Here is a 14,137-nt window from a genome sequence, read left to right as displayed (position 1 = left end):
TCAGCCTCGCAACGGCTTTGCGCCTACTTGCTGCCTCAGCCACTCGACATCGACCTGTTCGATATATCGCTTGATATTGCCCCAGACGGGATGAAAGCCGTATCCGCCATTGAGCAATTCGTCTTCCGCGGCCTCTTTGCTCCATCCCTGATAGACCACGCGATACAGCGCGGACACGAGTCCCGTGCGATCCGCGCCGTGCTGGCAATGAATCAGAATCGGCCCGTCGCGATCCACATCGCGCAGCGCCCTGAGCGCGGCGATCATGTCTTCATCGCGGATATCCCACGTATTCATCGGGATGCGCTGCAACGCGATGCCGCTTCCGGCGAGCAGGTCCTCGTCCGAATGAAACGAGCGAAAGCTCACGATCTTGCGGATGCCGAGCGCGCGCAATTGCGGCAAATCGCTCTCCGAAATCTGCGCGCTGCGATACAGCGAAGGCGTGATGCGATGCAGGTTCTCGATCCGCGTGAACAGCATCGGCTCCGCCCAGTTCAGCGGCCTTGCTGCTGGCGTAAACTTCGCTGGCGTCAACTTCGCTGGCGTCGGTGCGAGCGCGCCGGTCGCCATCGATGCAACGACACTCGACACGACCGTCACGCCTGCCGCATAGAACAGCGCGTTGAAGGCCCTACGCATCGCGCGTCGCTTCCGTAGCCGTATCCGCTCGTCGCGATACGAAGAACAGCACGCATGCCGCCGCGCTCATCGTCCAGTAATCCGTCGGCGCGAACGCGATCCAATGCTTGTGCCAGGGCACATGAAGCGGATCGAAGCGCGTCAGGCCATATGCCGGATTGATCACTAACCACAGGAAGTCTTCGATGAGCCAGAAGGCCATGATGCAGGCGACGATGCGCGCCTCGATGCGCCACGACCATCGGGCAAAGAAGACCGCGGGCAAGTGGAAGCACAGCGCCATGAACGGAAAGACCCAGGCGTGATAGCCGGTCATCGGGCGGCCGCCCCAGAAGATATCGAGCAGCCAGTGGTGCTCGATGCGCCATGTCGGCAGATTCGCGGCCCAGCCCGCGCTGCCTTCGATCTGGATCTCGACGTTGGCGAAGAAGAAGCCCAACAGCGCGACCCATGCGACGAGCGCGAGCGTGCGCGCGCCCGGCAACCAGCGACACGCCGTCATGCCGCCTCCGAAGCCGCAGACGATAACGCATGCAGTACCGTGTCCAGCACGAAGCGTCCAGCGTGCGGCCGCGCGAGCGGCGCGATCCGGCGGCGCATGTCGTCGAGTTGCGAAGGATCGCGCAAGAGAGCGCGGACGCGATATTCGAGCCCGACTGCATCGACGGCCTTGAGCGCCACGCCCTGTTCGAGCAGGAAGTCGGCATTGCGTTCTTCCTGGCCGGGAATCGGCGCATTCAGGATCATCGGCAGATGCATCGCAAGGCACTCGGAAGTCGTCAGTCCGCCGGGCTTCGTGATGACGAGGTCGGAGCAGGCCATCAATCGTTCGACGCTGGGCGTGAAGCCGGACGCGTGCAGGCGTCGCGGATAGCTGCCGCTCAATTCCTGTAGCGCCCGCAGCATCGCCTCGTTGCGGCCGGCAAGGGCGATCAACTGGAAGTCGCCGTCCATGTGCAGCAGGCGCGCGGCGAGCGTATCGATCGCGCCCAAGCCTGCGCCGCCGGACATCATCAAGAGCGTGCGTCGCCCGGGATCGAGACCGACTTCGGCCGCGCATGCCGCCCGGTCGAGCTTCTCGCTGAACGCAGGCATGACGGGGATGCCGCCCACATGAACCGACGCCGCCGGCACGCCGCGCGCGGCCATGCGCCACGCCACTTCTTCGTTAGCGGCGAAATAGCCCTGCATGCCCGGCACCACCCACAGGCGATGCAGATCGAAGTCCGTGACCTGCACCCACACCGGCGTGCGCAGATTTCCTCGCCGGCTCTCACGCGACAACCATTCCGCAGGCAGAAAATGCGTGCAGATGATCGCATCGGCTTGATGGCGCTCGATCTCTGCTAGCAACGCGCGGCAGTTCAGACGTTCGACGGCGCGTCGCAGCCGCTCGCCGAACGATCGCGGCGAGGCATGATCGGTCTTCTGATAGAGATAGCTCCACAGCGCCGGCTGATGCGCCACCAGCTTGATATAGAAATCGGCGTAGAGCGCCTTAAAGCTCGCGGGCACGTAGTCCATGACATCGAGATGCACGGCTTCGACGCCGGCCGGATGGACCGCCGCATACGCGCACAGCGCCTCAGCGGCGCGCACGTGTCCTGCGCCAGCGCTGACGCTCAGAATAAGGAGCTTCGGCATGGGAAACAGCTCAGATGGATTTCGTCAGGATGACGTTGCAATTTCGACCGGGATCATAGCGGTATTGAGGCGTCGCATACCGTGGCGCATCGATTTTCACAATTGGTCGGTGCAGCATGCTTCTTCACTAATCTCTCGCGGCCTGCTTTGCATATGCCGAACGCTTGGTTTGCGTTCGGCGGCTCCCGTTCTATGGTGTCGGCTTGCGCGGATCACGCGGCGGCGCAGCATTCGCACCGCAGGGCGAGGTTCGTCGCGATTTCCTCCAACCGACGAACGCAACGCACGAGAACGGCATCGCATGACAGGCATCAACCGACGACACTTTCTTCTTTCCACGGGCGCCACGCTGGCGTCGGCAAGCCTCTCCTCGCTGTCTTTCGCACAGAGCAAAGACGCCGGGGCGCCGCGGCGCGGCGGCACGCTCAACATGCTGATCAATCCCGAGCCGCCGGTGCTGGTGTCGATCTTTCAGACGACCGGCCCCGCGCTCGTCGCGAGTTCCAAGGTGCTCGAAGGTCTGCTCGCCTATGACTTCGATCTGAAGCCGAAGCCGCAGCTTGCGACCGCATGGAACGTGGCCGACGACGGCCTCAAGTACACGTTCACCCTGCGCGAGAACGTCAAGTGGCACGACGGCCAGCCGTTCACCTCAGCGGATGTCGCGTTCTCGATCGACCTGCTCAAGTCGGTGCATCCGCGTGGCCGCAGCACGTTCGCGAACGTCACGCGAGTCTCGACGCCCGATGCGCGCACGGCCGTCATCGAACTGGCGAAGCCCGCGCCGTACTTGCTGAAGGCGCTGTCGGCGGGCGAGTCGCCTATCGTGCCGAAGCACCTGTACGCATCCGGCGACCCGCTCTCCAATCCTCACAACAACGCGCCCATCGGCACGGGGCCGTTTCGCTTCAAGTCGTGGACGCGCGGGGCGAACATCGTCTACGAGCGCAATCCGGATTACTGGGACGCGGGCAAGCCCTACATCGATTCGCTCGTTCTGAAAGTGATTCCCGATGCGGCCGCGCGCTCGGCCGCGTTCGAAACCGGCGCGCTCGATCTGGGCGGAGAAAATCCGGTGCCGCTCACCGACTTGCCGCGTCTCACGCAACTGCCGCAACTCGCGACGGAGACGCGCGGCTATCGCTTTCTCGAACCGCTGTCGGAAATCGACTTCAATCTCGATCACCCGATTCTGAAGGACCTGCGCGTGCGGCAGGCAATCGCGCATGCGATCAATCCGCAGATCGTGCAGAAGACGATCGCGTACGGATACGCCGACCTCTCGCCCACGCCGATCACGCCGGGCTCGCCGTATCACGATGCCAAGCTCGCGCCGTATGCGTTCGATACCGCCGCCGCCGAAAAGCTGCTCGACGCGGCGGGTTATCCGCGCAAGAACGGCGGCCCGCGCTTTCAACTCACGCACGACTTCCTGCCCTACGGCGACATGTACCGGCGTCAGGCGGACTATGTGAAATCGGCGCTCGCGCGCGTGGGCATCGACGTGACGGTGCGCTCGCAGGACTTGCCGTCGTTCCTCAAACGCGTGTATGCCGACCGCCAGTTCGACTTCACGAGCATCGGCGTCAATACGCTGTTCGATCCGAGCGTGGGCGTGCAGCGGCTCTACTGGTCGAAGAACATCCGGCCCGGCGTGCCGTTCTCCAATGCGCCGCATTACAGCAATCCCGACGTGGACCGGCTGCTCGAATCTGCATCGGTCGAAGCGGACGATAGCAAGCGAGTCGCGCTCTTTCAGCAGTTCCAGCAGATCGTCTACCGCGACTTGCCGATCCTGAATCTCGTCGCGCCGCGCATGGTGACGCTCGCGAACCGGCGCGTGCGCAATCACACGGTATCGGCGCAAGGTCTCGAAGGCAATTTCGCCGACGTGTATCTGAGCGCGTGAGGGCATCGTCATGAATCGCCGTGCGCGCCTCGCCGCGATCGCCCGACGCACCGCGTGGCAGGCGGTGCCGACGGTGTTGGCCATCGTGGTCCTGAACTTCTTCCTGCTGAAGCTGATGCCGGGCGACGCCGCCGACGTGCTCGCGGGCGAATCCGGCTCCGCGACGGCGGAAACGCTCGCGGCGCTGCGAGCGAAGTTCGGGCTGGATCAGCCGCTCCTGCATCAACTCGGCGCGTACCTGTCGCATCTCGCGCATTTCAGTCTCGGCTACTCGCCGCGATACGACGCGCCGGTGATGCAGCTCATTCTCTCCCGCTTGCCGAACACGCTGATCCTGATGGGCAGCGCGCTCGCGTTCGCGATCGTCGCGGGCGTCGTGCTCGGCGCGATCATGGCGCACTGGGCGGGCAAATGGCCCGACCGCGTGCTGTCGGTGCTCGCGTTGCTGCTTTATTCGACGCCGGGCTTCTGGATCGGCCTGCTCGCGATCATCCTGTTCTCGGTGCGACTCGGCTGGCTGCCGAACGGCGGCGACGTCACCGTGGGCGCGAATCTGCACGGGCTCGCGTATGTGGCGGATGTCGCGAAACACGCGCTGCTGCCGGCCGCGACGCTCGGCACGTTCTTCGTCGCGATCTACGCCCGTCTCACGCGCGCCGCGATGCTGGAAGTGCAGCGTCAGGACTTCGTGCGCACCGCCCATGCGAAGGGGCTGCATCCGTTGCGCGTGAGCGTGCGTCACGTGCTGCGCAATGCGCTGATGCCGCTCACGACGATGGTCGGCATCCACTTCGGCACGCTGCTCGGCGGCGCGGCCGTCACCGAAACGGTCTTCAGCTGGCCGGGCCTCGGCCGCCTCGCGCTCGATGCCGTCATGGCGCGCGATTTCAGCGTGCTGCTGGGCGTACTGCTGCTGTCGTCGCTGCTCGTGATGGCAGCCAATCTCGTGATCGATCTGCTGCAGGCGTGGCTCGATCCGCGCATCGCCTAATCCTCTTCTTCTTCGGCTAAAGCATGGCAACCGACTCTTCCGAACTCGTCACGGCGCAAGCATCCGCCGGGTCCGCGTGGCGGCGTCAACTCGCAGGCGCGGTGTTCGGCGCGCGCCGCGCGCAGGCCGACTTGCCACGGGCCACGCGCGGCGTGTGGCGCGCGTTGCTGCGCAATCCGTCGGCGCTCGCGGGCATCGTGCTGCTCGTCCTGCTGCTGGCGCTCGCGCTCGCCGCGCCGCATCTCTTCCCCGGCGATCCGCTCGACATGGTCGCGCCGCCGTTCGAGTGGCCCGGCGCCGATCCGCTTTACACGCTCGGCACCGACTCGCTCGGGCGCGATGTCGCGGCAGGCATCGCGCACGGCACGCGCGTGTCGCTTCTGATCGGCGCGTCGGCGGCCGGCATCGGGCTCGTCATCGGCACGCTCGTCGGCGCGCTGGGCGGCTTCTTCGGCGGCGTCATCGACGATCTGCTCGCGCGCGTCACCGAGGTCTTTCAGACTGTGCCGTCGTTTCTGCTGGTGATCGTCATCGTCGCCATCGGCAAGCCGAGCGTGACGGTCATCGCGCTCGCCATCGGCATTGCGTCGTGGCCGACGGTCGCGCGCATCGTGCGCGCAGAGTTCCGCACGCTGCGTCAGGCCGATTTCGTGCTCGCGGCGCGCAGTCAGGGCTTCTCCGATGCCCGCATCATCTTCGGCGAAATTCTGCCGAACGCGCTGCCGCCGGTGATCGTCACGGCCTCGGTGATGGTCGCGAGCGCGATTCTCATCGAATCGTCGCTGTCGTTCCTCGGCATGGGCGATCCGAACGTCGTCAGTTGGGGCGGCATGATCGGCGCGGGGCGCGATTCGTTGCGCACCGCCTGGTATCTGACGGCGCTGCCGGGCGCGGCCATCGTGATCGCGGTGCTCGCGCTGAATCTTCTCGGCGACGGCCTGAACGACGCGCTCAACCCTCGTCTGCGGGAGCGCGCATGAGCGACGCCAATCTGCTGCAAGTGCGCGACTTGCGCGTGAACTTCGGCGCGCATCAGGCGGTGCGCGGCGTCGATTTCGACATCGCGCAAGGCGAGACGCTGGCGCTCGTCGGCGAATCGGGCTGCGGCAAGTCCGCGACGGCGCTCTCGCTGATGCGGCTCGTGCCGGCGCCGGGCATCGTCACGGGCAGCGTGCGCTTTGCCGGCCGCGAGTTGCTGACGCTCGCGCCGCGCGAGATGCGCGAGATTCGCGGCGCGCAGATTTCGATGATCTTTCAGGAGCCGATGACCTCGCTCAATCCGGTGCTGTCCATCGGCGCGCAGATCGCCGAGACGTTGCGTCAGCACGAAGCGCTTTCGAAGCAGGCGGCGCTGCGCCGTGCCGTCGAATTGCTCGACCTCGTGCATGTGCCGGAACCGCAGCGGCGCGTGTCGGACTATCCGCACGAACTGTCGGGCGGCCAGCGCCAGCGCGTGATGATCGCGATGGCGGTGGCGTGCCGTCCGCGCCTTTTGATCGCCGATGAGCCGACCACCGCGCTCGACGTCACGATTCAGGCGCGCATTCTCGAACTGCTCGACGAACTCAAGCGCGAGTTGTCGATGTCGCTACTGCTGATCACGCACGATCTGGGCGTGGTCGCGCAACACGCGGATCGCGTCGCCGTGATGCTGGCCGGGCAGAAAGTGGAAGAGGCGCGCGTGGAGACGCTTTTCGCCGCGCCGGCTCATGCCTACACGCGCGGTCTCTTGGGCGCGTCGCTGAATCTGTCGGGTGACATTCATTATCGGGACTGGACGCTGCCCGAGATTCGCCACGGCAGCCGCGAGAACGGCGACGCCGCCTTCAACGTGACGCCGCTTGCGCCGCGCACATTCGATGCGGCGACGCCTCCCGCCGATGCGCCGCTCTTGTCGGTGGACCGGCTCACGGTGGACTACGCGCATCGGCACGGCAAGGGCACGCTGCGCGCGGTGGACGGCGTGTCGTTCGATATCGCGGCCGGGGAGACCGTCGGTCTCGTCGGCGAATCAGGATGTGGCAAGTCGACGCTTTCTCGCGCGATTCTGCGGCTCGCGCCGGTCACCGGTGGCTCGATCCGTCTCCAAGGCACCGACCTCGTGCCGCTTACCGAACGTGCGCTGCGCCCGCTCCGGCGACGCGTGCAGATGGTGTTTCAGGACCCGTATGCGTCGCTCAATCCGCGCCGCACCGTCGGCGAGATTCTCGATACGGTGATGGCGGTGAACGGCATCGGTGGCGACGCTCGCTCGCGGCGCGTTCGCGCTTTGGCCATGCTCGATCGCGTCGGCCTGCCCGCCGCCGCGCTCGCTCGCTATCCGCACGAGTTCTCCGGCGGACAGCGGCAGCGCATCGGCATCGCCCGCGCGCTGGTGCTCGAACCGGCGCTCCTGATCTGCGACGAACCGGTGTCGGCGCTCGACGTTTCCATTCAGGCGCAGATTCTCAATCTGCTCGTCGAGCTGAAACGCGATCTCGGGCTCGCTTATCTCTTCATCTCGCACGATCTGTCTGTAGTGCGCTATATCGCCGACCGCGTGCATGTGATGCACGGCGGCAGGATCGTCGAAAGCGGCGGCCATCGCGATATCTGGCGCGCGCCGCGGCACGCCTACACGCGCGCGCTGCTCGATGCGATTCCCGCAGGGCGCCCGAACGCGCACGCGGCCTGACCTCTCTGCACGATTCACCAACAAGGAAGAAAGATGTCGACACTCGCACGAATCCGCACAGAGCCGGATCACGCATTGCAGGACGCGCTCGATGCGCTGCCGGCGCTCGCCCGCGAAATCGGCGAAGAAGCCGCCGCCCGCGAGGCGCGCCGCGAGTTGCCGTTCGAAGCGTTCGCGCGCTTTCGGGCCTCGGGCTTAGGCAAGCTGCGTCTGCCGGTGGAGTGGGGCGGTCTCGGCGGCTCGCTCGAAGACGTGTTCCACGTGATCTCGACGCTCGCCGCGCATGAAAGCAACGTGGCGCATGCGCTGCGCATCCACTTCGATCAGACCGAGGCGCTGCTGCTTTCGCCGCGCACGCCGTTCAACGCGTTGCAGATCGAGCGCATCGTCGATGGCGCGATCTTCGGCGGCGCCTCGACCGAAGCGGGCACGTCGCGCCCGGGCGAGATCACGACGCAACTCACGCGCGACGGCGACCACTATCGCCTGAGCGGGCGCAAGTACTACGCGACGGGCACGGCCTTCGCGGACTATGCGCGGCTCAACGTGCAGGATGATCGCGGCGAACCGGTCGTCGCGATCGTGCCCGTCCGGCGCGAAGGTCTGCATGTGCTCGACGACTGGGACGGCATGGGTCAGCGCATGACGGCAAGCGGCAGTCTCGTGTTCGATTCGTTGCGCGTGGAGGCCGACGAAATCGCGCCGCGCAATCTGACGACGCTTGCCGGCCGCCACGCCGGCGCGCTGCGACAACTGCATCTGGTGGCGGTCGCGGCGGGCATCGTGCGCAACGTGCTCGCCGATGCCAAACGCTACGTCGTGCAACACGGACGCCCCGCGCTGCATAGTCCCGCGCCGACCGCGCGCGAGGATGCGTTCATTCAACAGGTCGTGGGCGATCTGTCGTCGCACAGTCACGCGATCGACGCCCTCGTGCGCGAGAACGCCCGCGCGCTCGACCGCTCGTCGCGCGCGGTGCGCGACGGCGACGCGCGCGCCGATGCGCTCGTGCTCGAAGGCGCGCTCGTCACCGCGCGCACGCAACTGGTCGTGAGCAAGCTCGCGTTGCATGCGGCGGAACGCATGTTCGAAGCGGGCGGGGCGTCGGCCACGTCGCGCGCGCACAACTTCGACCGCCACTGGCGCAACTTACGCACCATCTTCAGCCACAACCCGCTGCTGCATAAATCGCGGGTGATCGGCGATTACGAACTGAACGGCGTGACCACGCACCTGACCGAAGGGCGCGTGTTCTGAGCGCCGCGGCCATCATCATCGAAACGGAGTGACCAGTCATGAGCGCATCTCTTCCGCGCCAGTTGCATCTCAACATCAACGCGCTGCATTCGGGCTTCGTGCCGTCGGCGTGGCGCGTGGCGAAGGCCGATCCGCGCGCGTTCATCGACGTGAATCATTACGTGCGGCTCGCGCAGACCGCCGAGCGCGCCTGCCTCGACGCGATTTTTCTGGCGGACAACGCCGCGATCTCCGATCAGCTCGACATGCGTCCGATCACCGCGCTCGAACCGACGATGCTGCTCACGAGCGTGGCCGCCGCGACCACGCATATCGGACTCATCGCGACCGCTTCGACGAGCTACAACGAGCCGTACAACATCGCGCGCCGGTTCGCGACGCTCGATCTGATCAGCGGCGGCCGCGCCGGCTGGAACATCGTGACGACGGCCGATCTGCCGTCCGCGCGCAACTTCGGTCTCGACGCGGTGCCGCAGCACGCGGAACGCTATGCCCGCGCCGATGAGTTCGCGACGCTCGTGAAATCGCTCTGGAATAGCTGGGAAGACGATGCGCTGGTGGCGGACAAGGCAAGCGGGCGTTTCGTCGATCTGGACAAGCTGCATCCGGCGCAGCATCGCGGGCGTTTCTTCGGCGTGCAGGGCGCGCTCAACCTGCCGCGTTCGGCGCAAGGGCATCCGGTGCTGGTGCAGGCGGGCGCATCGGGCGACGGACGCGAACTGGCCGCGCGTCACGCGGAGGCCGTGTTCTCGGCGTCGCAGTCGTTCGACGAATCGCGCGCCTACCGCGCCGACCTCAACGAGCGGGCGGCGCGCTATGGACGCGGCCCGAACGCCGTGAAGGTGCTCGCCGGACTGACCACGATCATCGGCGCCACAGAAAGCGAGGCGCTGCGCCGTCGCGATGAACTCGTCGATCTGATTCCTTGGCGCTACAGCCTCAACCGCCTTGCCGGAACGCTCGGCGTGCCCGTGGAATCGCTGCAACTCGATGCCCGCCTGCCCGCCGATCTCCCGCTGCCCAACGACGGCAACGGCAATCACACGTTCTTCAACGCGACGCTCGCGCAGGCGCGCACGCACGGCTATACGGTGCGCGAACTGGTGCGCGCGCTGGCGGGCGGCGGCGGGCATCGCGTGATCGTCGGCACGCCCGAACAGGTGGCCGACGACATCACGCACTGGTTCGAAAACGGCGCGGCCGACGGCTTCAATCTGATGCCGGACGTGCTGCCCGACGGTCTCGAAGCGTTCACGGACGGCGTCGTGCCGATCCTTCAGCGGCGCGGCATCTTTCGTCGCGCTTACGAAGGCACGACGCTGCGCGGACACCTCGGTCTCGCAGTACCGGCGGGGCGGGGCGCGCCTGCGGTGGAGCCCGAAGCGCGGGCGGCCTGACGTCGACAGAGGGCGGTACGCCGAAGCCGCCCGTCTCCGCACTTTCCCTATGTTACGATCGTAACAACGTTGCGATAGACTGAGATCAATCTATCAAAAAGCTGTTGTGCGTTGCGCAAGCGCACAGCCTACCGATCTCATGCTGGAAACCGCACCGAAGTCCATCGTCGCGTGGCCCGGAACCGCTCACCCGGCCACGCGCGCGCGCAATCCCGGCGTCCCTTTCGACCTCGCATGGCTCGAAGGACTGCGCGTCAATCAGTCGGCGGTCGCGCGCCGGGCCGCGAGCTTCGGCTTGCGTCGCTCCGTCAAGAAAGACGCGCAAGCGGCGTGGCTCTTGAAGGCGATCACCTGCATCGACCTCACGACGCTAAGCGGCGACGACACCACCGCGCGCGTGCAACGGCTCTGCGCCAAGGCACGCCGCCCGCTGCGCGAGGACTTGCTCGACGCGCTCGGCATGTCGGATCAACCGATCACGACAGGCGCCGTGTGCGTCTATCACCGCTTCGTCAAGACGGCGGTTGAGGCGCTCGCCGATAGCGGCATTCCGGTCGCCGCCGTGTCCACCGGATTCCCCGCCGGCCTGAATCCACATGCGCTCAAGCTGCGCGAGATCGAAGCATCGGTGGCCGACGGCGCGAAGGAAATCGACATCGTCGTGACGCGGGAGCACGTGCTCACCGGAAATTGGCAAGCGCTCTACGACGAGATGCGCGACTTCCGCGCGGCTTGCGGCGATGCGCACGTCAAGGCGATTCTCGGCACCGGCGACATACGCACGCTTTCCAACGTCGCGAAGGCTTCGATGATCTGCATGATGGCCGGCGCCGATTTCATCAAGACATCCACGGGCAAGGAAGGCGTCAATGCGACGCTCGACGTGTCGCTCGTGATGGTGCGCATGATTCGCGAATATCTGACGCGCACGGGCATCGCGATCGGCTTCAAGCCGGCGGGCGGCGTCTCGACCGCGAAATCGGTGCTGAACTATCAGGTTCTCATGAAGGAGGAACTCGGGCGCGAATGGCTCGAAGCGGACTTGTTCCGCATTGGCGCGTCCAGCCTGCTTGCCGATATCGAGCGGCAACTCGAACATCACGTGAGCGGGCGCTATTCGGCGTTCAACCGCCATCCGGTCGCCTGAACCAGCCCAATACAGACACAAGCCTCATGAGCGTAGCCCACTATTTTTCTTCGATGGAATACGGACCCGCACCGGAAGACGATCGCGCCGTGCGCGCATGGCTCGATCAACACGCCGGACGCTTCGGCCATTTCATCGACGGCGCATGGCGAGACGGCGCGGACGAACATCGCTTCGATTCGCGCGAGCCGGCGACGGGCTGCGTGCTCGCGTCGATCGCGCAAGCATCGAGCGGCGACGTGGATGCCGCCGTGCGAGCCGCGCACGACGCGCTGGAAGCATGGCAAGGCATCGGCGGCGCGGGCCGCGCGCGGCACCTGTACGCACTGTCGCGCATGGTGCAGAGGCATAGCCGCCTCTTCGCCGTCCTGGAATCGCTCGATAACGGCAAGCCGATTCGCGAATCGCGCGACATCGATATCCCCCTTGTTTCAAGGCACTTTCTGCATCATGCGGGCTGGGCGCAATTGCAGGATCGCGAGTTCGCGGACTGGGCGCCGCTCGGCGTGATCGGGCAAATCGTGCCGTGGAATTTTCCGCTGCTGATGCTCGCGTGGAAGATTGCGCCCGCGCTTGCGCTCGGCAATTGCGTCGTGTTGAAGCCCGCGGAATACACGTCGCTCACGGCGTTGCTCTTCGCGGAACTCGCGCACCGCGCCGGCTTGCCCAAGGGCGTGCTCAACGTCGTGACCGGAGATGGCCGCACGGGCGCGGCGCTCGTCGAGCATCCGCGCGTCGCGAAGATCGCGTTCACCGGTTCGACCGAAGTCGGCCGCCAGATTCGCGCGACGACGGCGGGCTCGGGCAAATCGCTCACGCTGGAATTGGGCGGCAAGTCGCCGTTCATCGTGTTCGACGACGCCGATATCGACTCGGCCGTCGAAGGTGTCGTCGATGCGATCTGGTTCAACCAAGGCCAGGTGTGCTGCGCGGGTTCGCGTCTGCTGGTGCAGGAAGGCATCGAAGCGCGCTTTATCGACAAGCTCAAGCGCCGCATGGAAACGCTGCGCGTCGGGCCGTCGTTGGACAAGGGCGTCGACATGAGCGCCATTGTCGATGACGTGCAGCTCGAACGCATTCGCGCGCTCGTGGCGAAAGGCGAAAGCGAAGGATGCGAGATTCACCAGCCCTCGCGTCTGGTGCTGCCCGAAGGCGGGGCGTTTTTCGCGCCGACGCTGGTGACGAACGTCGCGCCGGCATCGACGCTCGCGCAAGAGGAAATCTTCGGGCCCGTGCTCGTCTCGATGAGCTTTCGCACGCCCGACGAAGCCGTCGCCCTGGCGAACAACACGCGCTATGGCCTCGCCGCGAGCGTCTGGAGCGAGAACATCAGCCGCGCGCTGGACGTCGCGCCCCGCCTGCAATGCGGTGTCGTATGGATCAACGCGACGAATCTGTTCGATGCGGCAGTGGGCTTCGGCGGCTATCGCGAGTCCGGTTTCGGGCGGGAAGGCGGACGCGAGGGCATATACGAATATCTCAAGCCGCGCGCATGGTCCAAGCTGCCGATGCGCTCCGACACGCAAGCGCCGCCCGTCGAGCCGGACTCGCTGATGGAATCGGCCAACGTCAGCGCGATCGACCGCACGGCGAAGCTCTTCATCGGCGGCAAGCAGGCGCGGCCGGATAGCGGTTACTCGCGGCTCGTTCGCTCGCCTGCGGGCGAGATCGTCGGCGAAGTGGCCGAGGGCAATCGCAAGGACATTCGCAATGCCGTGGCGGCGGCGCGCGGCATGACGAAATGGGCGGCAGCGAGCGCGCACAACCGCGCGCAGGTGTTGTATTACCTCGCGGAGAATCTCAGCGCGCGAGCGGATGAATTCGCGCGCCAACTCGTGACGCGCGCGGGTTCGAGCGAACGCGATGCGAAGCGCGAAGTCGATGCGTCGATTGCCCGCTTGTTCACGTACGCAGCGTGGGCCGACAAGTTCGACGGCGCGGTGCATGCGCCGCCGCTGCACGGCGTCGCGCTGGCGATGCACGAGCCGGTCGGCGTGATCGGCGTCATCTGTCCGGACGAAGCGCCGTTGCTCGGCTTCGTCTCGCTGATCGCGCCCGCGCTCGCGCTGGGCAATACGGTCGTGGCGGTGCCGAGCATGACGTGCCCGCTCATGGCGACAGACTTCTATCAGGTCGCGGATACGTCCGACGTGCCGGGCGGCGCGCTCAACATCGTGACCGGCGACGCGCGCTCGCTTGCGAAAACGCTCGCCCAGCACGATGACGTCGACGCGCTCTGGTGCTTCAATGGCGCGGCGCTTTCGGCGATGGCCGAGCGCGAATCGGTCGGCAATCTGAAGCGAACCTTCGTCGATCACGGACGACTGTTCGACTGGCATGATGCATCGAGTGAAGGTTTGCCCTTCTTGCGCCAAGCCGTGCAAGTCAAGAATATCTGGGTGCCGTATGGAGATTGATCCGCGGCATTCGTAATCCGAGGTTCAACGGCGCAGATCCTGGAACGGGACGCGCCCAT

Annotated in this window: 11 protein-coding genes; 8 read left to right on the top strand and 3 right to left on the bottom strand. The window is 65.9% G+C overall.

The features are described from left to right. From JYK05_RS24705 to JYK05_RS24695, 3 genes are read right to left on the bottom strand one after another with little or no spacing between them, the layout of a single operon-like run. A complete protein-coding gene (locus JYK05_RS24705; RefSeq protein ID WP_241270143.1) occupies positions 1-642 on the bottom strand; it encodes a dual specificity protein phosphatase family protein in 642 nt (213 codons plus the stop codon). Beyond that, positions 635-1,144 (bottom strand): hypothetical protein, encoded by a 510-nt coding sequence (locus JYK05_RS24700; protein WP_206470886.1) that lies wholly within the window; start codon positions 1,142-1,144, stop codon positions 635-637. Before JYK05_RS24700 ends, JYK05_RS24705 begins: the two co-directional genes overlap by 8 nt. Beyond that, the gene (locus JYK05_RS24695) at positions 1,141-2,286 is read right to left on the bottom strand and encodes a glycosyltransferase (RefSeq protein WP_206470885.1); all 1,146 of its coding nucleotides are present in this window, start codon (positions 2,284-2,286) and stop codon (positions 1,141-1,143) included. Before JYK05_RS24695 ends, JYK05_RS24700 begins: the two co-directional genes overlap by 4 nt. 301 nt (positions 2,287-2,587) lie before the next feature. Between JYK05_RS24695 and JYK05_RS24690 the strand changes: the two genes are divergently transcribed. The 8 genes from JYK05_RS24690 (at position 2,588) to JYK05_RS24655 (ending at position 14,078) form a co-directional block, all read left to right on the top strand. After that, positions 2,588-4,195: an ABC transporter substrate-binding protein gene (locus tag JYK05_RS24690; RefSeq protein WP_206470884.1), complete on the top strand. Its 1,608-nt coding sequence runs from the start codon at positions 2,588-2,590 to the stop codon at positions 4,193-4,195. Positions 4,196-4,205: 10 nt separating this feature from the next. Then, positions 4,206-5,186, top strand: a complete 981-nt coding sequence (locus tag JYK05_RS24685) for an ABC transporter permease (RefSeq protein ID WP_206470883.1) — start codon at positions 4,206-4,208, stop codon at positions 5,184-5,186. Positions 5,187-5,209: 23 nt separating this feature from the next. After that, positions 5,210-6,166: an ABC transporter permease gene (locus JYK05_RS24680; protein ID WP_206470882.1), complete on the top strand. Its 957-nt coding sequence runs from the start codon at positions 5,210-5,212 to the stop codon at positions 6,164-6,166. Continuing rightward, the gene (locus JYK05_RS24675) at positions 6,163-7,860 is read left to right on the top strand and encodes an ABC transporter ATP-binding protein (protein WP_206470881.1); all 1,698 of its coding nucleotides are present in this window, start codon (positions 6,163-6,165) and stop codon (positions 7,858-7,860) included. Before JYK05_RS24680 ends, JYK05_RS24675 begins: the two co-directional genes overlap by 4 nt. 33 nt (positions 7,861-7,893) lie before the next feature. After that, complete coding sequence (locus tag JYK05_RS24670; protein ID WP_206470880.1) at positions 7,894-9,117, top strand: acyl-CoA dehydrogenase family protein; 1,224 nt, start codon at positions 7,894-7,896, stop codon at positions 9,115-9,117. 38 nt (positions 9,118-9,155) lie between these two features. Continuing rightward, positions 9,156-10,514 carry an LLM class flavin-dependent oxidoreductase gene (locus JYK05_RS24665; protein ID WP_206470879.1) on the top strand — a complete coding sequence of 453 codons (1,359 nt, stop codon included), beginning with the start codon at positions 9,156-9,158 and terminating at the stop codon, positions 10,512-10,514. Positions 10,515-10,653: 139 nt separating this feature from the next. Further along, the gene (gene deoC, locus JYK05_RS24660) at positions 10,654-11,661 is read left to right on the top strand and encodes a deoxyribose-phosphate aldolase (RefSeq protein ID WP_206470878.1); all 1,008 of its coding nucleotides are present in this window, start codon (positions 10,654-10,656) and stop codon (positions 11,659-11,661) included. 26 nt (positions 11,662-11,687) lie between these two features. Next, entirely contained in the window at positions 11,688-14,078 is a 2,391-nt protein-coding gene (locus tag JYK05_RS24655) for an aldehyde dehydrogenase family protein (RefSeq protein ID WP_206470877.1), read from the top strand. Positions 14,079-14,137: the final 59 nt, after the last annotated feature.

Origin of the sequence: Caballeronia sp. M1242 (assembly GCF_017220215.1) — a bacterium.
In the GTDB taxonomy this organism is placed as follows: Bacteria; Pseudomonadota; Gammaproteobacteria; order Burkholderiales; family Burkholderiaceae; genus Caballeronia.
The sequence above is the reverse complement of the archived record's forward strand: the minus strand, read 5'-3'. Positions and strand labels throughout refer to the sequence as shown.

Excerpts from the sequence above, each read along its gene's own strand:
- JYK05_RS24705 (WP_241270143.1), bottom strand. The coding sequence starts at position 642 with ATGCGTAGGGCCTTCAACGCGCTGTTCTATGCGGCAGGCGTGACGGTC.
- JYK05_RS24700 (WP_206470886.1), bottom strand. The coding sequence starts at position 1,144 with ATGACGGCGTGTCGCTGGTTGCCGGGCGCGCGCACGCTCGCGCTCGTC.
- JYK05_RS24675 (WP_206470881.1), top strand. The coding sequence starts at position 6,163 with ATGAGCGACGCCAATCTGCTGCAAGTGCGCGACTTGCGCGTGAACTTC.
- JYK05_RS24655 (WP_206470877.1), top strand. The coding sequence starts at position 11,688 with ATGAGCGTAGCCCACTATTTTTCTTCGATGGAATACGGACCCGCACCG.
- JYK05_RS24680 (WP_206470882.1), top strand. The coding sequence starts at position 5,210 with ATGGCAACCGACTCTTCCGAACTCGTCACGGCGCAAGCATCCGCCGGG.
- JYK05_RS24695 (WP_206470885.1), bottom strand. The coding sequence starts at position 2,286 with ATGCCGAAGCTCCTTATTCTGAGCGTCAGCGCTGGCGCAGGACACGTG.
- JYK05_RS24690 (WP_206470884.1), top strand. The coding sequence starts at position 2,588 with ATGACAGGCATCAACCGACGACACTTTCTTCTTTCCACGGGCGCCACG.
- JYK05_RS24685 (WP_206470883.1), top strand. The coding sequence starts at position 4,206 with ATGAATCGCCGTGCGCGCCTCGCCGCGATCGCCCGACGCACCGCGTGG.
- deoC (WP_206470878.1), top strand. The coding sequence starts at position 10,654 with ATGCTGGAAACCGCACCGAAGTCCATCGTCGCGTGGCCCGGAACCGCT.
- JYK05_RS24670 (WP_206470880.1), top strand. The coding sequence starts at position 7,894 with ATGTCGACACTCGCACGAATCCGCACAGAGCCGGATCACGCATTGCAG.
- JYK05_RS24665 (WP_206470879.1), top strand. The coding sequence starts at position 9,156 with ATGAGCGCATCTCTTCCGCGCCAGTTGCATCTCAACATCAACGCGCTG.